Origin of the sequence: Pokkaliibacter sp. MBI-7 (genome assembly GCF_029846635.1) — a bacterium.
In the GTDB taxonomy this organism is placed as follows: Bacteria; Pseudomonadota; Gammaproteobacteria; order Pseudomonadales; family Balneatricaceae; genus Pokkaliibacter.
On the sequence record NZ_JARVTG010000001.1, the window covers coordinates 2,373,302 to 2,394,274 of the forward strand.

The window sequence follows — 20,973 nt, forward strand, 5'->3', positions numbered from 1 at the left end:
ACCGGACAGTCCTGAATACGCTGTTAAGGCTGTTCACCCAGCAGATGACTTTTGCTCAGCTGACGGAATAACGGATGGCGCGAGTCGCCCAGACATTCAAACAGCACCATTTCCCGACTGACGACAAAGGCACCGGCATCGCGCATGCGCTGCAGTGCCAGCTGCCGGTCATGGGGGCGACGGCTGCCGACCAGATCCTCAATAACAAACACCTGCTTATCCAGCGACAGCAAACCCAGTACCGTCTGCAGTACACAGACATGAGCCTCGATGCCCATTACCAGCACCTGCTCCCGCGCCAGCAGTGTTTCGGGCAGACAGTCTGCCGCTACACAGGAGAAATGGCGCTTGTCGACCACCTCCGCATCCGGCACCCGCGCCGTCAGCGCAGGCACCGTGCCCCCCAGCCCCTGCGGATACTGCTCCGAAAACACCGTTGGCAATGCCAGTGCCTGAGCCACCTCCAGCATCCAGCAGCTACGCGCCAGCAACCCTTCGGCATCACTCATAGCGCCCACCAGACGCTCCTGCACATCGACCACCAGCAAACTGACTTTATGCAGCTCAATCAACATGTTATCTCTCCCGTGTTGGACTTGGCGGAATAGTTCCTGCAGTAAAGATTGACGAACAAAAATTATGCAGGCAGATTTAGCCCCAGACAGATTGTTGAACAATCCAATGTGACCACTGTCGGACTGGGTGCGTTTTCTGGCCTATGCTTCTCTTTATCTCTCATTGTGAGGCAAGTACTGATGATCACCACCCCCGAACCGGCTTTTGCCAGGGTTGCCCGGCAGCTGCGCGACGAACTGATCAAGGGCAACTATCAGCCCGGCCAGACCCTGACGGAAGCCGATCTGACCGTCACCCTGCAGGCGTCACGCAATACTGTGCGCGAAGCACTGCGCGTGCTCTATGCCGAAGGGCTGGTCAGCTACGAACCCAACAAGGGGGTCAGGGTACGCAGCCTCGATCAGCGCGATCTGGCCGATATATTCGTCACCCGCCGCACCCTTGAGCTGCAGGCCGTCAGCCTTGAACGCCCCTTCAGTACCACCCTGCTGCGGCAGATGGAAGCGGTGGTGCATGCGGAACAGCAGGCGGCAGCACTCGACAACTGGCACAGCGTCGGTACCCACAGTCTGCATCTGCACCAGTTGCTGGTCAGCAATCTGGGCAGTCAGCGCATGGATGCCTTCTTTGCCATTCTGGTCGCCCAGCTGCGCCTGCTGTTCGCCTCCGCCCCGGACGAACACCGTTTTCAGCAGCCGTGGGTCGACCGCGACAGCCAGCTCTGCCAGCTGCTGCGGGAACAGCGCCGTGATGAGGCCTACCACCTGCTGCAACAGTATCTGGATGATTCCGAGGCCAACCTGCTCCGGTTACTCAGCAGGTAGCCCTGTACAGCTCACCAACCGCACCTGTGGAGATGTCAATGTACAAGCACTACCCCGCCGCCTATCAGGCTTCTGCCGGCTCCGCTCTGGACGTGGACAAGGCGTTTTACCAGCGCATCAGCGACAGCCGCGAGCGCTACCAGCTGGTGGAGACGGTGGAAGTGCCCATCCGCAGTGGCCGCGCCTGGAAAGTACCGGCAGGCCATGTATTTCGTATCTCCACCCCGGAAGGTCCACAAGTGGGTGACCTGAATATGTGGCACCTGCATGACCCGCGTGAGCGGATGTGGGCCTCACGCACCCGTCAGCTGCAGGGCGCTCATGTCTCCGTTCATGATCGCCTGTGGTCGAACCTGCCCTTCCTGCGGCCGATGGCCACCATCGTCGCCGACACCCTGGCCGACTACGGCATCGACGAGCACGGCGGCCGCATCCATGACCTGCTCGGCACCCGTTGTGATCCGTACGTGAACCGCCTGCTGACCGGCGAGGATTTTGATTTCCACTGTCATTCCAACCTGACCCGTGCGGTACTGCCCCACGGTCTGACCGAGTTTGATGTGCATGACGTGCTGAACGTGTTCCAGTGCACCGGCCTCAATGACGACGATATGTATTTTATGAAAGCCTGTCCGGCCAAGGCGGGGGATTACATCGAGTTCTTTGCGGAAATTGACCTGCTGTGCGCCATTTCCACCTGCCCCGGTGGCGATCTGTCGGTGCACCTGTGGGGTCCGGAGGCGGAAGACCCGCTGTCGGTCTGCCGCCCGCTGCGCATTGAAGTATTCAAAGTCGCAGAGGAACTGCTGCAGGGCTGGCAGTCGCCCACGTCACCGGCCTACAAAGGCCAGCACGGACTGGCGCTGAAAGAGGTGGACTGGGACGCACAGAAAGCAGCGCTGGGTAAAGGCTGCTGCTGACCCTGCCCTTCTTCCCGCTGCCCCTCCCTCACGCTGAGGCGAGGGGCAGTTTCGGGCGCCATCCCAGACAGGCCATGTACGATGATCAGACGCTACCCGCTGCAACAGGCACGGGCAGAAAACTCATTTCCCTGCCCAGCACTATTCGATTTACACAACGACGCTATTCCATTTAGCGGAATAGCCAGTAATAGCCGGTCAATTCCCTTCCGAATACAGTCATTGACCTGTCAATAACCGCCTTCAGATACCAATACTTTTCTTTCATGAATACCCGTTGTTAAATGCCGGTTATTTATTTCCCATCAATACATCTGCAGGGCGACGTAACGCTGAATCAAAAGGATTGATCTGCTCACCAATCTGGCGCGCTTCTTTTTTCAGCAGCTCTATTACCATCGGCAGCCGCTCATCATTGAGCCGCTCCGTGACCGTACCGATACTCAGCGCCGCCACCGCCCGGCCTTCCTGATCCAGAATCGGCACCGCCACCCCGGCCATCCCCGACAGCACCCCGGGATTGCAGGCGGTGTAGCCTTCATCGCAGATCTTGCGGATTTCGGTACGGAAGTAGACCTCATCAAATACGCCGTAATTGCGCAGCCGCGGCAGGTTGAAGCGGATCAGCTCTTCGCGTTCTTCCTCGGGGGTAAAGGCCAGAATCACCAGACTGGCCTGCCCCACCCCCAGCGCGATGCGCCCGCCCACATCCTCGGTGAAGGAGCGAATAGGAATATGGCCATCACTGCGATCCAGACAGACGGCATCAAAGCCGCTGCGCACCAGCAGGAAGACCGTGTCGCCAATCCGCGCCGACAGGCGCAGCAACGACGGACGGGCAATATCGCGCAGGTTGTAAGGGTTTGCGGCCCGCGCCGCCAGTGAGAAGAAGGCGATGCTGAGACGGTAGCGTTTGGTGCGCTCGTCCTGCTCCACCATGCCCTCTTCCACCAGATTTTTCAGCAGACGGTGAGCGGTGGCCTGCGTCAGGCCGACGTCTCTGGCCAGCTGAGTGACCCGCTCGCCGTTAGCCGGTGCCCTGCTCAGCGCCTGCAGCAGCGCGAATGCCCGGTGCAGGCTGGATGTTGAGGTCGCCGGTTCAGGGCTTTTTTCAGTGTCTTCGGCCATCTATTCCTCCAGATGAGATTCCCAAGCCATAATCATTAAAGTTATTCCACATAGCAGAATAATTTAAATTTTTATTTCAAAATCTAGCGTGTCCAATTGCTTTGCTTCCGTCAAGGGGCTTAAATCGAAGCCATATCGAATTAACTGTTGGCTGAAATAAGCCCGATATAAAAAACGCCGCACAAAATAAAAACACAGGCAATCCAATAAGCCGGAATACACCGGCATGCTCCATCACTGCCCTGATCCTTATTTGCCTCGTGCAATTCGCTGTTTTTATTTCCGTTTATTCGGTAAGCGGCGTGGTTTTTTATTGCGTCTCAAACGCGTGAATCAGGAGTAAGGTGATGTCGTTTCTGAAACTGGAGAATATTGGCAAGCGCTACGGCGTATTCACTGCCGTCGACAATTTCAATCTCCATATCGAACAAGGCGAATTCATTTCCCTGCTGGGGCCCTCCGGCTGCGGCAAAACCACCACGCTGCAGATGATTGCCGGTCTGACTGACCCGAGCAGCGGCCAGATTGTGCTGGACGGTCGCGACATTACCCATGCCCGCCCCAATCACCGTGGCCTCGGCATCGTCTTTCAGAGCTATGCGCTGTTTCCGCACATGACCGTGGCGGCCAACGTCAGCTTCGGGCTGGAAATGCGCAGGGTACCGCAGCCCGAACGGGACAAGCGGGTACAGCACGCCCTGTCACTGGTTCATCTGGATCATCTGGCTCACCGCTATCCGCGTGAGCTGTCTGGTGGTCAGCGGCAGCGTGTCGCGCTGGCCCGCGCGCTGGTGATCGAGCCACCGGTTTTACTGCTGGATGAGCCGCTGTCCAATCTGGATGCCAAGCTGCGCGAAGAGATGCAGTTTGAACTGCGGCAGATCCAGCGCAAGGTCGGCACCACCACCATCATGGTGACCCATGATCAGGCCGAGGCGCTGTCCATCAGTGACCGCGTGGTGGTGATGGAAGCCGGACGTATCACCCAGGTGGATGCGCCGTTTCGCATGTACGAGCACCCCTCCACCCCCTTTATTTCCACCTTTGTCGGTAAGGCCAACGTGCTGCATGGCCAGCTCAGCCGCAGCAGTGCAGGGGCTACGCTGGCACTGGGTGATCTGCGGCTGGTGCTGCCACCGCACAGCCTTGACGCCAGCCTCGGCGACGGCGCCGTGCAGATTACCCTGCGACCAGAGAAGCTGGAGCTGACGCCTGCCGGTCAGGGCCTCCTCAGTGGCCGCATCCTTGAGCAGTTCTTCCTCGGCAGTCAGTGGCTGTACCGGCTGGAATCCGTGGTTGGCGAGCTGATCATCACCCGCCCCAACAAGGGCGAGGCGCCGCTGCGTGAAGGCGATCAGGTGGGGATCAGCTGGCCGCTGGAGATGATGCGGCTGATGCCGGCCACTAACGCGGGAGGAGCTGCCTGATGTCGAGCCTCACTCCCGGCGCGGCCACACCACCACGGTCACTGCGCCCCTATCTGCTCTGCGCCCCGGCACTGGTGCTGTTTGCGGCACTGCTGCTGGCACCGCTGCTGATTATCGGCCTGCTGTCTTTCCACGCCTTTGACTACAACCTGGGCGTACTGGACAGCTGGACCCTGCACCAGTACCTCAGCGTCTTCACCGACGACTATTACTACAGCATCTTCTTCCGCACCTTCTGGATGTCACTGCTGACCACCGCCCTGTGTGCTCTGATCGGTGTGCCCGAGGCCTACATCCTCAGCCGCATGGGCAGCCCGTGGAAATCGATCTTCCTGCTGATTGTGCTGGCACCGCTGCTGATCTCGGTGGTGGTACGGGCCTTTGGCTGGAGCATGCTGCTGGGGCCGGAAGGGCCGGTCAATCAGCTGCTGGCCCTGTTCGGCTTTGATCCGGTACGCATTCTCTATACCCCGACCGCAGTGGTGATCGCGCTGGTGCATGTGATGCTGCCATTCATGATCATCCCGGTGTGGACCTCGCTGCAGAAGATTGATCCGGCGCTGGAAGCCGCTGCCCTGACCCTCAACGCCTCCCCCTTCACCGCCTGGCGGCGGGTGGTACTGCCGCAGATCGTGCCCGGCATTCTCTCCGGCAGTCTTATTGTGTTTGGTCTGGCCGCCAGCTCCTTCGCTATCCCCGGCCTGCTTGGCGGTCGTCGCCTGAAAATGGTCGCCACCGTGGTCTATGACGAATACCTGCACGAGCTGAACTGGCCGCTGGGTGCTGCCATCGCCATCATCCTGCTGCTGGCCAACTTCGCCATCATGCTCAGCTACAACCGCCTGCTGGAAGGATTCCACCGTAAGCGCATGGGAGGTCCCGTATGAACCGCAACGGCCCGCTCGCCCTGACATTCCATGGTCTGGTGATTCTGTTCATGCTGGCCCCGCTGGTGATCGTCTGTCTGGTGGCCTTTACCCCGGCCAACACCCTGCAGGTACCGACCACTGAATTTTCGCTGCGCTGGTTCCGCCACATTCTCGACTTCCCCGACTTTATTCAGTCGTTCTGGAACAGCCTCTATCTGGCCTGCCTGTCAGCGACACTGGCAGTGGCACTGGCACTGCCGGCGGGGCTGGCCATCAGCCGCTTCGAGTTCCCCGGCCGGGGCTTCCTCAACGGTCTGTTCCTGTCACCCCTGCTGGTGCCGCATCTGGTACTGGGGGTAGCGCTGCTGCGGCTGTTTACCGTGATCGGAGCCACCGGCAACTTCGCCTGGCTGGTGTTCGCCCACGGTCTGATCATGGTGCCCTATGCCCTGCGGCTGATCCTCGCCGCCGCTACCGGTATGGACCGCAGTGCCGAGCAGGCCGCCGCCACCCTGGGCGCCAGCGCCGCCGTGGTGTTCCGCCGCATTACCCTGCCGATGCTGCTGCCCGGTATTGCCGGGGGCTGGCTGCTGGCCTTTATCAACAGTTTCGACGAGCTGAACCTGTCCATTTTCGTTACCTCACCGTCCACCGTGACGCTGCCGGTACGGATGTACATGTACGCCACCGAATCCATTGACCCGATGATGGCAGCCGTTTCAGCCGTCATGGTCGCCATAACTGCCGTCGCCATGCTGGTACTGGACCGGGTCTACGGGCTCGACAAGGTACTGGTTGGCAAACACTGATCTTGCCGGGATGGAAAGCCGCTCCATGTCACTGATCAAACGGGTCGCTGAAACCCAGCGACCAGCCATTACCTTTCAGCTCAATGGTCAGCGCTGCGAAGCGCTGGCAGGGGACACGCTGCTGACGGCCATCCTCAGCCAGCAGACCTACCTGCGTCACAACGAATTCAGTCAGCAGCCGCGTGCCGGTTTCTGCCTGATGGGCGCCTGTCAGGACTGCCTGATCAAAGACGGTCAGGGCCGCAGTCTGCGGGCCTGTTCAACACTGGTGGAAGCGGGCATGTCGGTATGGACCGAACCCCAGCCGTCACCGGCTCAGCCGCAGGGAGCCGCTTCATGAGCAGCGCAGCCTCTCTGACGACCCTGCCGCCGGTAATTGTCGGTGCCGGCCCTGCCGGTATCCGCGCTGCGGAAACCCTGGTCCGCGCCGGTTTGCGTCCGGTGCTGATTGATGAAACCGCCAAAGGGGGCGGACAGATCTATCGCCAGCAGCCTGACGGTTTCAGCCGTCCGGCGAAGGCACTGTATGGTTTTGAAGCCAGCCGCGCCGAGGCCCTTCATGCCAGCTGGCGCGCCCTGCTCGACCAGGTCGATTACCGCCCGCACACCCTGGTGTGGAACAGCGAAGGTGGCGAACTGGATCTGCTGCAGGTACGCGAGCAGCACTATGACGGCCAGCCCTGGCAGCAGCTGATTCTGGCGACCGGCGCGACCGACCGCATTCTGCCGTTTCAGGGCTGGACGCTGCCCGGCGTCTACACCCTCGGCGCCGCGCAGATTGCCCTCAAATATCAGGCAACTGCCATCGGCAGCCGGGTGGTGTTCGCCGGTACCGGGCCGCTGCTGTATCTGATCGCCTATCAGTACGCCAAAGCCGGGGTCGAGGTCGCAGCCGTGCTCGACAGCGCACCGTTCAGTGCCAAGTTGCAGGCCACCCCGGCCATGCTCAAAGGCCCGGCGGTTTTCGCCAAAGGCCTGTGGTATCTGGGCTGGCTCAAGGCCCGTGGTATTCGCATTGAATACGATGCCCATCTGCTTGCCGCCAGCGGTGACCAGCGGCTGACAGCCGTACGCTGGCGCCAGCAGGGTCAGGAGCAGCAACTCGACTGTGACGGTCTGGGCTTTGGCTATGCCCTGCGTTCGGAAACCCAGCTGGCCGATATTCTCGACTGCCGCTTCCAGTTTGATGAACTCAACCGGGCCTGGCTGCCGGTCCGTGATGCCATGGGCCGCAGTTCACGTGACGGTGTTTATCTGGCCGGTGACGGTGCCGGCATCATGGGTGCCGATGCCGCTGAGTGGGCCGGTGAACTGGCGGCGCTGGCCCTGCTGCAGGACAGCGGCAGAGCGGTCGATGCCACCCGGGTCAGTCAGTTGCAGCAGCAGCTGGCACGTACCCGGCAGTTCCGGCAGGCGCTGGAAGACGCCTTCCCCTTCCCCGAGCAATGGGTGCACGAGGTGGCCGACGACGTGGTGCTGTGCCGCTGCGAAAACGTCACCGTGGGAGAAGCGCGACGCCTGATCAGCGAACTGTCACTGCAGGATATGAACCGTCTCAAAGCCCACAGCCGGGTGGGTATGGGCCGCTGTCAGGGGCGCATGTGCGGACTGGCCGCCGCTGAACTGCTGGCCGCCACCAGCGGCCAGAGTGTGGCCGATGCCGGCCGTCTGCGCGCACAGGCGCCGGTCAAGCCCTTACCCTATGCCATCGCACCGACGGTGCAGCAGTGGTCGCCCGCGCTGCCTGTCACCGCTGTCGCCGAGGAGGCTGACCATGACTGATATCCATACTCCCGGCAGCAAACGAACACTCGGCACCGATGTGGTCATCGTCGGCGGTGGCATTGTCGGTGCCTCCGCCGCACTGGCACTGCGCCAGAAAGGCATCGCCGTCGTGCTGCTGGAACGTGATGTCTGCGGCTCCCGCTCCAGCGGTATCAACTACGGGGGCGTTCGCCGTCAGGGTCGTCTGGCGGCACAGCTGCCGCTCAGCCAGCGTGCCCATCACATCTGGGCGCGGTTACCCGAACTGATTGGTATCGATGGCGAATACGTCCGTTCCGGCCACCTCAAGCTGGGCGTCTGCGCCGCTGACATGGCGTCGCTGGAAAACTATGCGCAGATGGCCGCGCGCTATGATCTGCCACTGGAAATCCTCGACCAGCAGCAGCTGCGCCGCCGCTTTCCGTGGATCAGCCAGCGCGCCATCGGCGGCTCCTACTGCGCCGAGGATGGCCACGCCAACCCACGGCTGGTCTCGCCCGCCTTTGCTCACGCCGCGGGCAGGCTGGGTGCGCAAATTTTCGATCAGACCCCGGTCAGCCGCATCGAGCACGACGGCCAGCGCTTTATTGTCGACTGCCCGCAGCTGCAGGTACGGGCACCGTTGCTGATCAACTGCGCCGGTGCCTGGGGCCACCGTATCGCCGCCTGGTTTGATGAGCAGGTGCCGCTGCAGGTGTCCTGCCCCAACATGACGGTCACCGAGCCATTACCGCTGTTCATGGACGCCAGTATCGGCATCGAAGGCGGCAGCATCTATGCCCGTCAGGTCAGCCGTGGCAACTGCGTGATTGGCGGCGGTCAGGGCTATACCACCAGCGATACCACGGCGCGGCCGGGTCGCGAGGCCGTTCTTGAACTGATGAAGGTCGCCAGCGGGCTGTTTCCGGCGCTGGCCAGTGCCCACCTGATCCGCTTCTGGAGCGGTATCGAGGGCAACATCCCCGACCGCAATCCGGTGGTCGGGCCCAGCCATACGACCCCGGGGCTGTTTCACGGCTTCGGGTTCTGCGGGGCAGGTTTCCAGATTGGGCCTGCCGTCGGTGAGGTTCTCGCCGAGTTGATCGACGATGGACACACCCCCACCCCCATCGACGCTTTTGCCATTAACCGCTTCAGCACTGCGTCATCGACGCTGATGAGCACAACTATTGTCTCAGGAGATGAATGATGAAAACCCGCAGCACCGCTTTTAGTCTGAACGCTTCCGCCGCCCTGCTGAGTGCCGCCGTGGCACTGGCAGCCCATGCCGATGAGAAAACCCTCTACATCGGCATGAACGGCGGCAATATGGAAAAAACCTATACGCAGGAAGTCTTCACCGAGTTCGAGAAGGCCAATAACGTCAAGGTTGTGGTGGTGCCCGGCACCTCTTCGGAGATTCTGGCCAAGGCGCAGGCCAACAAGGACAACCCGCAGATGCACGTGATGTTCCTTGATGACGGGGTGATGTACCGTGCCGTCGGCATGGGCCTGTGTCAGAAGCTGGATGACACCCCGACGCTGGCCGAGCAGTATCCTGCCGCGCGAATGAAGGGTGACATGGCGGTCGGCGTCAACATGGGCATGACCGGCCTTGCCTACAACAAGAAGATGTTTGCCGAAAAGGGCTGGTCAGCACCGACCTCCTGGCTGGACATGGCTGATCCCAAGTTCAAGGGCAAGGTCGTGTTTCAGTCCATGCCATCGTCCACCTATGGCCTGCACGCCTTCCTGATGCTTAACCGTATCGAAGGTGGCAGCGAGCAGAATGTCGAGCCTGCCTTCGATAAGTGGGACAGCACCGTCGGCCCCAACGTGCTGGAATTTATCCCCAGCTCGTCAAAAATTGCCGAAATGGTACAGACCGACGAAGCGGCCCTGTTCCCGCTGACCCCCACCGCCGTGGCGACACTGCAGGCTAAAGGCATCGACGTGGGTTATGTGCAGCCCAAGGAAGGCGCACCGCTGCTGATGGTGTCCGAGTGTGTGATCGCCAACAACAGCGAGCCGGAGCTGTCGAAAAAGCTGGCTGACTTCCTGCTGAGCAAAGACGCTCAGGCCAAGGCACTGGCCTTTGGTCAGTTGCTGCCAACCAACGCCCATACCCCCGCCACCGCAGAAACCAAGGAGCTGCTGGCGCAGATGGATACCTATATGAAGTCTGCCATCGCGCTGGACTGGGACAGCATCAACGCCCTGCGCCCTGAGTGGAACAAGCGCTGGAACCGCCAGATTGAACAGTAAGTAAGCATGATAGGTCAGCCTGACCTTGTGGTGCCGGGCTGATCTTCTCCTGCTATTCACTGATCTTGCCAGCCGCGCAGATCCGTGCCGCTGGTTACCCCCTCTCCCTAAGTACCTCTCCCACAAGGGAGAGGGACGTTTCCGGGCCATCCGTGAATATCGCGTTTTTACTCCACGCACAGCATGCAGCGACCAGACACCCATTTTGCCAGCCGCACCGATCAGCTCCCCTCGCCCCTGGCGGGAGAGGGGCTGGGGGAGAGGGGGCCAGTCACCCGGCAATCTGACATTAACCACACGGCCAATCCATCTGTGCTACCCTGACCGCGCTTTTTGGGTGTCACTGACGTCAGGTTGTTCTCATGCTTACCGTCCCCTTACCGCTGATCTCCATCGTTCTGCTGATTACCGTGCTGCTGCGCTTCTGGCATCTGCGTCAGGGCGATGAGCTGGCACGGGCGCGGCTGGGCTTTGTCGGGGGCTGTCTGATCATGCTGCTGGGCGTAGCCATGCGCTGGACGCTGCCGCACTCGGAGCCGCTGATGGCCTTACGGGCGCTGCTGGCCACCCTGCAGCCGGGCTGGGTGCTGTACTGTCTGGCACCGTTGTTCAGTGCCCGGGCACCGCGCCACGCCCTCGTACTGATGGCCTGCAGTGCCGCGGTCTATTTGCTGACCCGGCTGGGCTGGTATGGCCTGCTGGATGGCTACAACTTCTGTCTGTCACTGGCGGTCGGCTTGCTGCTGTGGCGCTGGCTGCCCGGCAGGCGACCCCAGTGGCATAGCTGGCAGCGTGCCTCCCGCTATCGCCTGCTGACTCTGGCCAGCCTGATGCTGCTCAGTGATGCACTGATCAGCGGTGTCATCAGCCTTGATCTGCTATTCAGTGACGGCCGCCATGTCGCCACCATTCTGCTGGTGACCCAGCTGCTGTTGATCGGCATTCTGGTGACCGCCCTGGTGGCCTCCAGCCGCCCGCCGGTGACCAGCGCCAGCATACCACACGCCAGTACCGACCCGGTGCAGACCGTGCCCCCTGAGCCGCTGCCAGCGTCAGCCCCTCTCAGCGAAGCGGTCAGCGCCAGCGATGAAGACCACCAGATCATGGCACAGCTGCGGCAGTTACTGAGTGACCAGCCGCTTTACCTCGACCCCAGCCTGACCCTGCAAAAGGTAGCGCGCAAGGCGGGCATTCCCGGCCGGCAGATCTCCGCGGCCGTCAATCGTCTGACCGACGGCAATTTCTCCCAGTGGATCAATGCCTACCGCATCGACGCCATCTGTCAGCAACTGCGTCACAGCGAGTTGCCGGTGACCGAGCTGATGCTGGCCGGCGGGTTTCAGACTAAATCCAACTTCAACCGTGAATTTCGTCGCCTCACCGGCATGAGCCCCAGTGAATACCGGCAGCAGACCAGCCCATCTGCCACCCCTAGTCCAGCGTCCGCTGCAGAAACGTCAGAATAAGCGCCGCTACCTGCTGCTGGATTGCCTCGCGGGGGCGCTCACCTTCATCGGCGCAGATCATGCCATCGCCCGGACTGTAGGCTTCCAGCAGCGCCGCCGCGCCAGCCTTGCAGCGCTGGATAAAGCTGAAATGCGATGCCCCGTCGATCACCTGATACTGCAGTCGTTCGGCGGGCAGATGACTGGCCAGATAACCGGACTCCAGCAGCGCCGGTACCTGACGGCTGCGCGGGTCGGCAGCCAGTACCAGCACCGGTACCGGCATCTGCTCCAGACTGCTGACGGTCAGCCCGCGGGCCAGCCCAAGATCAAGGGTCACGGCCGCTTTAATCCGTGGGTCTCGCCAGTCTGCCGCCAGCTGCGTGAAGGTGGCTTCTGGCTGGCCACGGGTCAGATAGCCATAGGCCTTGCACGACACATCCGTCGGATGCTGTACACAGTCAGCCTGCATCTGTGCCGGGCTGAATCGCGCCCCTGCCGCCATCATCGCCGTCCAGCCGCCGAGGGAGTGCCCAATGACGGCCACCCTGTCTGCATCGAACTCAGCGGCTAAGTGAATACTTACCCAGTCGATGGCACGACGAATATCCAGTGGCCGCTGCCACAGCTGCCCGCCGGTGGCCGGCGTAATATCACCGCTGGTGGTACCGGGATGATTGGCGGCCAGCACCAGATAGCCCGCCTGCGCCAGTGCCTGCGCCAGCCACAGCTGATTGCGCCAGTTGCCGCCGTAGCCGTGAGATAACACCACCAGCGGATGCCGCCCCGCGGCGATGGTTGCCTCAGGCAGTACGTGGATACCGATAAAAGCCGGGTTATCCGCGATCAGCGCAGGAGTCTGGGTGGCATCCGCCTGAGCCGGATAGAGCAGCACCGCCTGACGGCCGGGCTGGCCATCATCGCCGCCAATGACGATCTGGCGAAAACCGATGGGGGGAGCGGTATCCGCTGCTGCCAGCGGGCTGAGCAGGGCACTGCCGAGGGCAATAAAAAGATAGAACAGCCACATGAGGAGTCTCCTTGAGCAGAGTGGGAAGGCTATCAAAGGCGGTCTTTGTAGCGTTTCCAGCCCTGCCGGGAGACCTGAAACAGGATATAGGTCTTAGCAAAGTGACCTGTAAAACAACGGGTTGCAGCAAATCAGTCGTGCAGCTCGACAAACCGCGGGCGGCCACAGATCAGTCCCGCCACGCCCTGCACCACCAGCAGCACGATCAGCAGCGTCATCGACCACTGCCAGTGGCCACTCAGCTCATGCAGCCAGCCGAACAGCACCGGTCCGGTCGCCGCCAGCAGATAACCGATGCTCTGTGACATGCTCGACAGCAACGCGCTGTGATGCACCTCACGGCTGCGCAGCAGCATGCAGGTAAAGGCCAGACTGACGCTCGCCCCCTGCCCCACGCCCAGCAGCACCGCCCACAGCAGCTGACCGTGCAGCGGTGACAGCATCACCCCCAGCGTGCCTGCCGCAATCAGCAGGGTAATGATCAGCGCCAGCAGGCTCTGCGAGCGCAGCCGGGTCGCCAGCATCGGCACCACAAAACTGGCCGGAATGGTGACCAGATTGATCACCGACAGCATCACTCCGGCCTCTGCCGCTGTAGCCCCTTCACTGGTCACCACCTGCGACAGCCACGCCTGAATGGTATAGAAGCTGGTGGACTGACAGCCCATAAACAGCGTCAGCGCCCATGCCAGCGGGCTTCTCAGCATGCCGCCAAGGGACGCCCGTGGCGGCAACGCTGCCGCAGGTGTGGGCATTTTCCATAGCCCGAACAGCCACACCAGCAAAGCCAGGGTGGCCACCGCCGCCCACAACCACATGGGTGTCTGCCAGGAGGACGTCAGCTGCATCAGCGGCACCGAGGTCGCCGCCGCCAGCGTCGCGCCCACTCCCATGGTCACGGTGTAAAAGCCCATCATCCGCCCGACCCGGTCTGGCCAGTTACGCTTGATAAAGCTCGGCATATAGACATTGCCGCAGGCAATGCCCGCCCCCATCAGCGCCGTCCCCAGCAACACCCAGCTGAGGCTGTCGACACCGCGCAGCCCGACCCCCAGTACCAGCGTCAGCAGCGCCAGACCAATACTGCGGTCCATGCCCAGCCGTGCCGCCAGCCAGGGTGCCAGTGGCGAAATACAGGCAAAACAGAGAATGGGGATGGTGGTCAGCAGACTGGCGACATTAGCACTGACAGACAGGCCATCCATCAGGCTGCGCATCATCGGGCCAAGGGCAATAATCGGGGCACGCAGATTGAAGGCCACCAGCAGGAATGCCAGCAGCCACAGCAGGCTGGCACGGCGGGAGGAAGCAGCAGATGCCGGAGTGTCAGCACGGGGCGCAGCCTGCAGCGGGCGAATCGTTGACATAGCAGAATCCTGAAATAAGACAGAATTCATCCTATGAATTCTGGCGATATGCGGGGATTCATCCTATTTTAATCGGCCCAACCGGTCAAAGCCGCCCCATGGCCCTGACCGTCATTTCTGCTAATCCCATTCATCATGGTGGCCCATGAATAAATACCAGCGCACCCGCGACGCCCTGCTCGATGCCATCTATTACCGCGAGTGGCAGATTGGTCAGGCGCTACCGACCGAGCCGCAGCTGATGGCACGCTTCAGTGTCGGCCGTAACACCCTGCGCGAAGTCATCCGCTCCCTCACCACCGAGGGCATCGTCGAAGTGATTCAGGGCTCCGGCACCTACCTGCGACGCATGCCGACCTCGCTGCATGCCACCAGCCTGCATCAGCCTCTGCTGCCTGCCCTGCCGGTGCTGCCACTGGAAGACATCGGTGAAGTGCTGATTCTGCGCCGGGCGCTGGAGGTGCAGGCGGCTGAACTGGCGGCACTGCACCGCAGTGAGGAAGACATGGCACACATCCTTCATAAGGCCAGCGTGCACTATCAGGCCTGCAAGACCGGCAGCTGCACCGAGCTGCTGGATACCGATCTGGAGTTCCATCGCTCCATTGTCGAGGCGACGCACAGCAAAATTCTGATACAACTCTATCAGATGATTGAAAAACGCATCCGTGATACCATTCGCCCGTTCCTGCACCTTGCCTACAGTGCCAAAGGTGGTTTTTTACATCAGGCCCTGCTGGACGCCATCGAACAGCAGAATGCCGAACGGGCAGTGCAGGTCACACGCGAACATTTCGACTACCTGTTCGCCTACCTGGCCAAACAGTCTGCCGCGCCCATCATCAAAGGCCGCTAGCAGCAGACCCAAAGGCAGGCGCGCGGGAGCTTTTCCACCCCGCCCTCTGACAGGCTTGAGCGCACGTGAAGTCTGACAGGTGGAAAATACTGGAGCATGATGTTGTCTCAGCCTGCCCGCCCTACGCCACCTCTGGCGAAACTCCCGCCCGCCGCCCAGTGGCTGGCCCTGCTTGTCTGCTCCGGCCTGTTTGGTGCCCTGCTGGCCCATCTGGCCATGCCTGCCGCGCATTTTCTCGGCCCCATGCTGGTGGCCATTGTCTTTGGTGTGATGGGTGCCAGCATCCGGCTGCCGCGTATCGCTTTCCGGCTGGGTCAGGGCTGTGTCGGCGTGATGGTCGCCCACGCCATGACCAGCGCCGTGCTGCTGGCCATCATCAATAACTGGCCGGTGATGATTCTGGCTACGGTGCTGACCGTGGTCTTCAGTGCGCTGGTCGGTTCGCTGCTGGTGCGTTACAGCAGCCTGCCGGGCAGTACGGCGGTATGGGGCACCAGCCCCGGCGCGGCGGCGGCCATGACTGCCATGGCCGAAGATTACGGTGCAGACCCGCGCATCGTTGCCACCATGCAGTATGTACGGGTGGTCTGTGTGGTGGTGGGTGCCTCACTGGTGAGCCGCTTCGTCGCCGACTACCACGGCGTGTCCTCAACCCCGCAGGATGCCTTTGCCCTTGATGCCCAGACGTTCTGGCCGTTCGTCGCCAGTATCGCCATTGTGCTGGTCGGGGTATCCCTCGGCAGCCGTATTCCCGCCGGTGCCCTGCTGGTGCCGTTGCTGATTGCCACGGCGCTGCAGCTGTCCGGCTGGATCGACCTGTTTCTGCCGGACTGGCTGCTGGTCATCGCCTATGGCGTGCTGGGCTGCTACGTGGGTTTGCGCTTTGACCGCAAGACCGTGCGCACGGTGGTACGCAGCCTGCCGGTGATGATCATCAGCTCGCTGGTGCTGATCGTGCTGTGCGGGTTGTCGGCCTGGGCACTGGCGCCGTTCCTGCACACCGACTTTATCTCTGCCTTCCTCGCCACCAGCCCGGGTGGACTGGATTCACTGGCGATTATTGCTATCGACATCAAGGCCGACGCCGGTCTGGTGCTGGCCCTGCAAACCCTGCGGCTGTTTGGCGTGATCGTCACCGGGCCGTTTCTGGCCAGGCAGATGCTGCGTCTGGTCAAGGAGCCGGGTTAGGCGTCAGCGGAAAGATCGCAGCAGAGCTACTGGATCAGATTGCCCTTATCGGTTTTCAGTGACTCCACGGTCAGATCGACATAACCGGCGGTCACCCCCAGAGACTGCAACAGGGGGTCCAGTACCGTGGTGCCTATGGTCTTAATCGGCGTCAGCAGGGAGGACGTCAGGGCTGTCAGCAGACTGCTGCTGAGAGTGGCGCCGGAGACGTTGAGGGTCAGGGTGGTATTGGCAACCGTATCACTCAGTGCCGTACCGGCATTGGTCGCCACACGCACGCGATAGGGCAGACTCTGATTCTGTAATGCGATGGTTTCTTCCACCGCGCTGCTGTTGCCAGCCGGAACATTGGCCGTCACAGCGATCGTCACCGGTACGGTCACCAGTGGCGTCACCTGCAGCACGGCCGTCAGCGACAGCGGCGCGATGGTCAGGGTGGCCAGCGACGGCTTGACCGAAAACACCAGACTGACCCCGTCATCCACGCTGCAACCGCTGGCGTCCAGCAGTTTGGCTTCTGCCGCGGCCACAGTGGCCGTCATGCTCAGTGTGGACTGATTCACCTGCAGCACACCCAGCAGATTCGTTCCCCCCGGCAGCAAGGTCGCCTGCGCATTGAGGCTCAGCTGGGCAGTTCTGAGTACCGGCACACTGCTGTCATCCGCGGCAGGATAATAACCCACCTGATACTGCGGGGGTTCGATCACGGTCATAGAGACTGCCAGCCCGGTAATTCCCAGATCCACATCCAGACCACTCAGCGTCACCGCATGGCTTTGATTGGCCGCCATCAGCGAGGCCGTCAGCAGGTTGTAGACATTAAGATGAGTGGCCAGCAGCGAGCGGGCCAGAGTGTCCTCTCCCACGCCACTGTCATTCACCAGCCCCAGCACGCTGTCGAGCACCACATCCAGTGCATCGCTATTGCCTGTCAGCCGCAGCTGCTGCAACAGCGAAACGGCGCTGCTGGCCGTGCTGTCATTCCCCAGCACCTCGATCATGGCATCCAGCAGATCACCTACGCTGACCTCGGTCTCCAACAGCTCCGTGAGATTGCCCAGTGTGAGATCAGTGTTAAAGCCTGTGCCGGTCTCATCCAGTGCCGCCAGCAGTTCACCCAGACTGATCTGAGCATTGAGCAGACCGTCGTAAGACAGCAGGCTGACCGAGCCGCCCAGCAGCGCACTGAACAGGGAGTTGGTCAGATCCACATTCACCAGCCCCGAACCCATGCTGTAGCCGACATTCAGCCGCTTCAGTACCGTCGCACTGGCACTGAGCTGAATTTCATCCGTGAAGATGCCGCCGGCCAGCAGGCTGGCGGGGACGCTCTCACTGAGTGTCACCCGCCCCGCTGACTGCTCGCTGCCACCGCTGCTGTACTGCCAGTGGCTGTCTGCAATACGAGCATTGCCAAAGCTGATGGTGGGGGTACCGGTAAAACCGTTGGCCTGCAGACTGGCCTGCACCTGCTGGCGCAGCGTCGCTTCGTTATTGACTCCGTCGATGTAGCAGGTCGAGCGGGACATGGCCAGCGCCGCCAGATCCGCCTGCGCCTGCAGGGTGCGCTGGGCCAGCAACAGCCGGGCACTGTCGATGGAGACAGCCGCCAGCAGTACCACGCTCAGCATCAGCAGAGTGGCACTGAGACCAATGGCACCGCGCTGGCGTGCCCTGTTCATAGGCTATTTGCCGAAATCCTTATCGATATAGGTCGCCGGAATACTCTGGCCAAAACTGTCGGTGACCCGCTGTTGTGCCTTGGCTGCCGCCTCCGGGGTGAGCTGATCGTTATAGTGGCTGGCATAACGCCCGTCGCGCTGCATCTGCAGCCACTGGCGGGTTTCACTGCCGCTGGAGGGGACGCTATCCGTCCGGGTATCCGGCTCACTGAGGGTGACCGTAGCCGCAGCGGGAGCAGGGTTGGCCGCCAGCACCGGCGCGCACACAACGCAACCGACCACACCAATAAGCCATCCACCTGCCGCTCTGAACAGGGCTGGAACACGACACTGACTGAGCATAGTCACCTCCGCTACGCTGCGGGTTAGGGAACACATAAACCGGGTATCAGCTCTGTCCGGCGGTCAGCCCCCGCAGCGGGACAAAATGCTGAATGGCCGTCAGCATCTGCCCCTGCTCTGCGGCACTCCAGCGGAAGCGGCGGGCCAGCGCATCGGCAGCAGACTGATCGCCGTCCTTCAGCAGCAGAAACCACAAATTGCGGGCCGCCGTGGTGTGATTGCCGTCCAGCTCCAGTGCGGTCATCAGCTGGCTGCGCGCGGCCTGATCCTGACCGCTCATCAGCAACAGGAAACCATAGTCATTGCGCAGGTCAGCCTGCGTGGGCGCCAGCTTTACCGCCTGATCCAGCTGACGCAGCGCATCAGCCACCTGCCCCTGCCAGGCCGCGATCAGCCCCAGCCCGTACAGTGCGCGTCCGGCCAGACAGCTGGACTGCAGCTGCTGATACAGCCCTCGGGCCTGCTCATACTGACCCAGACGGCGCAGCAGGTCGGCTCTGACCAGCCGGTAGGTCGGGCTGTCGCTGTCGAGGGTGTTGAGACCCGCCAGTGCGGCGTACAGCCTCCCCTGTTGCTGTTGCTGCTGGGCCATGGCCAGCTTCAGCCCCAGCGCCGGAGCAATCGCTTCGCCACACAGGCCGCGTGACTGGCTGGCCCGGGCCTGCTCTTCTGCCTGCGCCGCCGCGGCGGCATCCTCCCGCTGGCTCTGCTGCTGACTGCTGCTATTCCAGCAGCCGCTGAGGTTCAGGCAGCACAGCAGCAGGCTGACGGCATGCCGCAGGCGACCTGACCTGTTCGCGGTGACCGGTGTTGACCTGTCCATCACTGTTCTCCTTCACTGCGTGGGTCTGTGTATCCGCTGCGGTGGTGATTGCATGACGGTGCGGTTCACTGCGCTCACCACACCCTAGCTGGTATTCGTGTTCGGCTATCACCGCAGGGTGGCGCTGAGGGACAAACCGCATCTCACAATGCCCGCATCGTTCCTAAAACACCGCGGTGACAACCGACGGTGCGGTTCACTGCGTTCACCGCACCCTACCTGATATTCGTGTCCGGCTATCACCGCGGTGGCGGTGAGGGACAAACCGCATCTCACAATGCCCGCATCGTTCACAAAACACCGCGGTGACAACTGGTGCGGTTCACTGCGTTCACCACACCCTACCTGGTGTTCGTGATCGGCTATCACCGCAGGGTGGCGGTGAGGGACAAACCCGCACCTCACAATGCCCGCATCGTTCACAAAACACCACGGTGACAATCGACGGTGCGGTTCGCTGCGTTCACCACACCCTACCTGGTATTCGTGTCCGGCTATCACCGCAGGGTGGTGGTGAGGGACAAACCGCATCTCACAATGCCCGCATCGTTCACAAAACACCGCGGTGACAACCGACGGTGCGGTTCACTGCGTTCACCACACCCTACCTGGTGTTCGTGTTCGGCTATCACCGCAGGGTGGCGGTGAAGGACAAACCGCATCTCACAATGCCTGCCTCATCCCGCACGTCGGTAGGGTGCCGGTGAGGCACGAACCGCACCGTATTGCGCCGCACTTATCGTCTTACGCCACACTGACCACGCCAGGCCGCACTTAATGGGCCATCTTGCCCAGCGCCTTTACCAGCGCCATAAAGCCCGGCCCGGCCAGCACAATCAGCAGCACCGGCATCAGGCACATCATCATCACCGCCGACATGCGCCCGGACAGGCGGCTGACGTTTTCCTGCAGATCGGTGCGCCGGCGGTCGATCAGCAGTTCGTACAGATCCTGCAGGTGCTGGCTCATGCTGCCGCCGGTTTCCGACACCTGCGCCAGCAGCATCAGGAAGTCCTGAAAACCTTCGGCATCAATCAGCCAGAACACGTCGCCGATCGCTTCATCCCGGGTCTTTCCGGTATCAATCTTGACCAGAATGATCTGCAGCTCGCGGCAGACTTCCGGGGCCAGTTCTTTCAGCTCACGGGTCATCACCCGCAGCATGCTTTCCAGTGAAATGCCTACGTCCCAGAGAATGCGGATCATCTGCAGTACCAGCAGCATTTCTTCACTGATCTGCCGCATCCGCGTTTTTACCCGCTGCCGCAGCCATACCAGCATCAGGTAGGGCACACCCGCCAGACAGATCAGCAACAGTGCCGTCTGCTGCTGCACGGTCATCGGCTGCAGTAGCAGCAGTGACAGGGTGGCGACGATGGCCAGCAGCCACACCAGCGCGAGGCGCAGCAGAAACAGCCACTGCTCGCGATTGCTGGCCATGCCCAGCCGCCGCAGGATCAGCCCCAGTTCCGCCAGGGTTTCCCGGCGCCGGCTGGTACGACGCCACATGGCCTTGCCGTGATCCACCAGCCGGGCGCGAATGACCCGCTGCACCGAACGCTGCAACCGCTGCTCCACCTGACGGCGCCGGCGCTGACGATGAGCCACCAGCAGCAACACCAGGCAGCCGGTGATCAGGGTCAGACTGAGCAGCAACATCCATGACGGCGTCAGCATCG

At 61.7% G+C, this 20,973-nt stretch carries 20 protein-coding genes; 12 read left to right on the forward strand and 8 right to left on the reverse strand.

The features are described 5' to 3' along the window. Nucleotides 1-23: 23 nt before the first annotated feature. On the reverse strand, nt 24-575 hold the full coding sequence (locus QCD60_RS10620; protein WP_279785023.1) for an isochorismatase family protein: 552 nt from the start codon (nt 573-575) through the stop codon (nt 24-26). 180 nt (nt 576-755) lie between these two features. Here QCD60_RS10620 and QCD60_RS10625 point away from each other — a divergent pair, with 180 nt between their 5' ends. Continuing rightward, the gene (locus tag QCD60_RS10625) at nt 756-1,400 is read left to right on the forward strand and encodes a GntR family transcriptional regulator (RefSeq protein WP_279785025.1); all 645 of its coding nucleotides are present in this window, start codon (nt 756-758) and stop codon (nt 1,398-1,400) included. Nucleotides 1,401-1,438: 38 nt separating this feature from the next. Beyond that, nucleotides 1,439-2,320 (forward strand): urea carboxylase-associated family protein, encoded by an 882-nt coding sequence (locus QCD60_RS10630; RefSeq protein WP_279785027.1) that lies wholly within the window; start codon nt 1,439-1,441, stop codon nt 2,318-2,320. Nucleotides 2,321-2,611: 291 nt separating this feature from the next. Here the strand turns inward: QCD60_RS10630 and QCD60_RS10635 are convergent, their stop codons facing one another. Beyond that, complete coding sequence (locus tag QCD60_RS10635; protein WP_279785029.1) at nt 2,612-3,448, reverse strand: IclR family transcriptional regulator; 837 nt, start codon at nt 3,446-3,448, stop codon at nt 2,612-2,614. Between the two features lie 347 nt (nt 3,449-3,795). Between QCD60_RS10635 and QCD60_RS10640 the strand changes: the two genes are divergently transcribed. From QCD60_RS10640 to QCD60_RS10675, 8 genes are all read left to right on the forward strand, one after another. Continuing rightward, nucleotides 3,796-4,875 carry an ABC transporter ATP-binding protein gene (locus QCD60_RS10640; RefSeq protein ID WP_279785031.1) on the forward strand — a complete coding sequence of 360 codons (1,080 nt, stop codon included), beginning with the start codon at nt 3,796-3,798 and terminating at the stop codon, nt 4,873-4,875. Further along, the gene (locus QCD60_RS10645; RefSeq protein ID WP_279785033.1) at nt 4,875-5,762 is read left to right on the forward strand and encodes an ABC transporter permease; all 888 of its coding nucleotides are present in this window, start codon (nt 4,875-4,877) and stop codon (nt 5,760-5,762) included. Before QCD60_RS10640 ends, QCD60_RS10645 begins: the two co-directional genes overlap by 1 nt. Further along, nucleotides 5,759-6,553, forward strand: coding sequence for an ABC transporter permease (locus QCD60_RS10650; RefSeq protein WP_279785034.1), 795 nt, complete (start codon nt 5,759-5,761; stop codon nt 6,551-6,553). The genes QCD60_RS10645 and QCD60_RS10650 overlap by 4 nt, the downstream gene beginning before the upstream one ends. Before the next feature lie 25 nt (nt 6,554-6,578). Further along, entirely contained in the window at nt 6,579-6,893 is a 315-nt protein-coding gene (locus QCD60_RS10655; RefSeq protein WP_279785036.1) for a (2Fe-2S)-binding protein, read from the forward strand. Next, nucleotides 6,890-8,335 carry an NAD(P)/FAD-dependent oxidoreductase gene (locus QCD60_RS10660; RefSeq protein WP_279785038.1) on the forward strand — a complete coding sequence of 482 codons (1,446 nt, stop codon included), beginning with the start codon at nt 6,890-6,892 and terminating at the stop codon, nt 8,333-8,335. The genes QCD60_RS10655 and QCD60_RS10660 overlap by 4 nt, the downstream gene beginning before the upstream one ends. Further along, entirely contained in the window at nt 8,328-9,506 is a 1,179-nt protein-coding gene (locus tag QCD60_RS10665) for an FAD-binding oxidoreductase (RefSeq protein WP_279785040.1), read from the forward strand. Before QCD60_RS10660 ends, QCD60_RS10665 begins: the two co-directional genes overlap by 8 nt. Continuing rightward, nucleotides 9,503-10,561, forward strand: coding sequence for an ABC transporter substrate-binding protein (locus QCD60_RS10670; protein ID WP_279785042.1), 1,059 nt, complete (start codon nt 9,503-9,505; stop codon nt 10,559-10,561). Before QCD60_RS10665 ends, QCD60_RS10670 begins: the two co-directional genes overlap by 4 nt. A gap of 362 nt (nt 10,562-10,923) precedes the next feature. After that, nucleotides 10,924-12,027, forward strand: a complete 1,104-nt coding sequence (locus QCD60_RS10675) for an AraC family transcriptional regulator (RefSeq protein WP_279785043.1) — start codon at nt 10,924-10,926, stop codon at nt 12,025-12,027. Here the strand turns inward: QCD60_RS10675 and QCD60_RS10680 are convergent. Together QCD60_RS10680 and QCD60_RS10685 are read right to left on the reverse strand one after the other, a co-directional pair. Then, nucleotides 11,993-13,036 (reverse strand): alpha/beta fold hydrolase, encoded by a 1,044-nt coding sequence (locus QCD60_RS10680; RefSeq protein WP_279785045.1) that lies wholly within the window; start codon nt 13,034-13,036, stop codon nt 11,993-11,995. The two genes, QCD60_RS10675 and QCD60_RS10680, sit on opposite strands and share 35 nt — an antisense overlap. 131 nt (nt 13,037-13,167) lie before the next feature. Further along, nucleotides 13,168-14,403: an MFS transporter gene (locus QCD60_RS10685; RefSeq protein ID WP_279785047.1), complete on the reverse strand. Its 1,236-nt coding sequence runs from the start codon at nt 14,401-14,403 to the stop codon at nt 13,168-13,170. A 145-nt stretch (nt 14,404-14,548) separates the two neighbouring features. Here QCD60_RS10685 and QCD60_RS10690 point away from each other — a divergent pair, with 145 nt between their 5' ends. Together QCD60_RS10690 and QCD60_RS10695 are read left to right on the forward strand one after the other, a co-directional pair. Beyond that, complete coding sequence (locus tag QCD60_RS10690; protein ID WP_279785049.1) at nt 14,549-15,259, forward strand: FCD domain-containing protein; 711 nt, start codon at nt 14,549-14,551, stop codon at nt 15,257-15,259. Between the two features lie 96 nt (nt 15,260-15,355). Then, nucleotides 15,356-16,447, forward strand: a complete 1,092-nt coding sequence (locus tag QCD60_RS10695) for an AbrB family transcriptional regulator (protein ID WP_279785051.1) — start codon at nt 15,356-15,358, stop codon at nt 16,445-16,447. 26 nt (nt 16,448-16,473) lie between these two features. Here QCD60_RS10695 and QCD60_RS10700 read toward each other — a convergent pair whose 3' ends face one another. The 4 genes from QCD60_RS10700 to QCD60_RS10715 all read right to left on the reverse strand — a co-directional run bounded on the left by QCD60_RS10700 (nt 16,474) and on the right by QCD60_RS10715 (nt 20,971). Then, nucleotides 16,474-18,129, reverse strand: a complete 1,656-nt coding sequence (locus QCD60_RS10700) for a hypothetical protein (RefSeq protein ID WP_279785053.1) — start codon at nt 18,127-18,129, stop codon at nt 16,474-16,476. A gap of 3 nt (nt 18,130-18,132) precedes the next feature. Next, on the reverse strand, nt 18,133-18,471 hold the full coding sequence (locus tag QCD60_RS10705) for a DUF3613 domain-containing protein (RefSeq protein ID WP_279785056.1): 339 nt from the start codon (nt 18,469-18,471) through the stop codon (nt 18,133-18,135). Nucleotides 18,472-18,517: 46 nt separating this feature from the next. After that, nucleotides 18,518-19,294 carry a tetratricopeptide repeat protein gene (locus QCD60_RS10710; protein WP_279785058.1) on the reverse strand — a complete coding sequence of 259 codons (777 nt, stop codon included), beginning with the start codon at nt 19,292-19,294 and terminating at the stop codon, nt 18,518-18,520. 774 nt (nt 19,295-20,068) lie between these two features. Then, nucleotides 20,069-20,971 carry a type II secretion system F family protein gene (locus QCD60_RS10715; RefSeq protein WP_279785060.1) on the reverse strand — a complete coding sequence of 301 codons (903 nt, stop codon included), beginning with the start codon at nt 20,969-20,971 and terminating at the stop codon, nt 20,069-20,071. Nucleotides 20,972-20,973 lie beyond the last annotated feature (2 nt).

Coding starts and splice junctions, on each gene's coding strand:
- QCD60_RS10620 (WP_279785023.1), bottom strand. CDS start 575: ATGTTGATTGAGCTGCATAAAGTCAGTTTGCTGGTGGTCGATGTGCAG.
- QCD60_RS10625 (WP_279785025.1), top strand. CDS start 756: ATGATCACCACCCCCGAACCGGCTTTTGCCAGGGTTGCCCGGCAGCTG.
- QCD60_RS10630 (WP_279785027.1), top strand. CDS start 1,439: ATGTACAAGCACTACCCCGCCGCCTATCAGGCTTCTGCCGGCTCCGCT.
- QCD60_RS10635 (WP_279785029.1), bottom strand. CDS start 3,448: ATGGCCGAAGACACTGAAAAAAGCCCTGAACCGGCGACCTCAACATCC.
- QCD60_RS10640 (WP_279785031.1), top strand. CDS start 3,796: ATGTCGTTTCTGAAACTGGAGAATATTGGCAAGCGCTACGGCGTATTC.
- QCD60_RS10645 (WP_279785033.1), top strand. CDS start 4,875: ATGTCGAGCCTCACTCCCGGCGCGGCCACACCACCACGGTCACTGCGC.
- QCD60_RS10650 (WP_279785034.1), top strand. CDS start 5,759: ATGAACCGCAACGGCCCGCTCGCCCTGACATTCCATGGTCTGGTGATT.
- QCD60_RS10655 (WP_279785036.1), top strand. CDS start 6,579: ATGTCACTGATCAAACGGGTCGCTGAAACCCAGCGACCAGCCATTACC.
- QCD60_RS10660 (WP_279785038.1), top strand. CDS start 6,890: ATGAGCAGCGCAGCCTCTCTGACGACCCTGCCGCCGGTAATTGTCGGT.
- QCD60_RS10665 (WP_279785040.1), top strand. CDS start 8,328: ATGACTGATATCCATACTCCCGGCAGCAAACGAACACTCGGCACCGAT.
- QCD60_RS10670 (WP_279785042.1), top strand. CDS start 9,503: ATGATGAAAACCCGCAGCACCGCTTTTAGTCTGAACGCTTCCGCCGCC.
- QCD60_RS10675 (WP_279785043.1), top strand. CDS start 10,924: ATGCTTACCGTCCCCTTACCGCTGATCTCCATCGTTCTGCTGATTACC.
- QCD60_RS10680 (WP_279785045.1), bottom strand. CDS start 13,036: ATGTGGCTGTTCTATCTTTTTATTGCCCTCGGCAGTGCCCTGCTCAGC.
- QCD60_RS10685 (WP_279785047.1), bottom strand. CDS start 14,403: ATGTCAACGATTCGCCCGCTGCAGGCTGCGCCCCGTGCTGACACTCCG.
- QCD60_RS10690 (WP_279785049.1), top strand. CDS start 14,549: ATGAATAAATACCAGCGCACCCGCGACGCCCTGCTCGATGCCATCTAT.
- QCD60_RS10695 (WP_279785051.1), top strand. CDS start 15,356: ATGATGTTGTCTCAGCCTGCCCGCCCTACGCCACCTCTGGCGAAACTC.
- QCD60_RS10700 (WP_279785053.1), bottom strand. CDS start 18,129: ATGAACAGGGCACGCCAGCGCGGTGCCATTGGTCTCAGTGCCACTCTG.
- QCD60_RS10705 (WP_279785056.1), bottom strand. CDS start 18,471: ATGCTCAGTCAGTGTCGTGTTCCAGCCCTGTTCAGAGCGGCAGGTGGA.
- QCD60_RS10710 (WP_279785058.1), bottom strand. CDS start 19,294: ATGGACAGGTCAACACCGGTCACCGCGAACAGGTCAGGTCGCCTGCGG.
- QCD60_RS10715 (WP_279785060.1), bottom strand. CDS start 20,971: ATGCTGACGCCGTCATGGATGTTGCTGCTCAGTCTGACCCTGATCACC.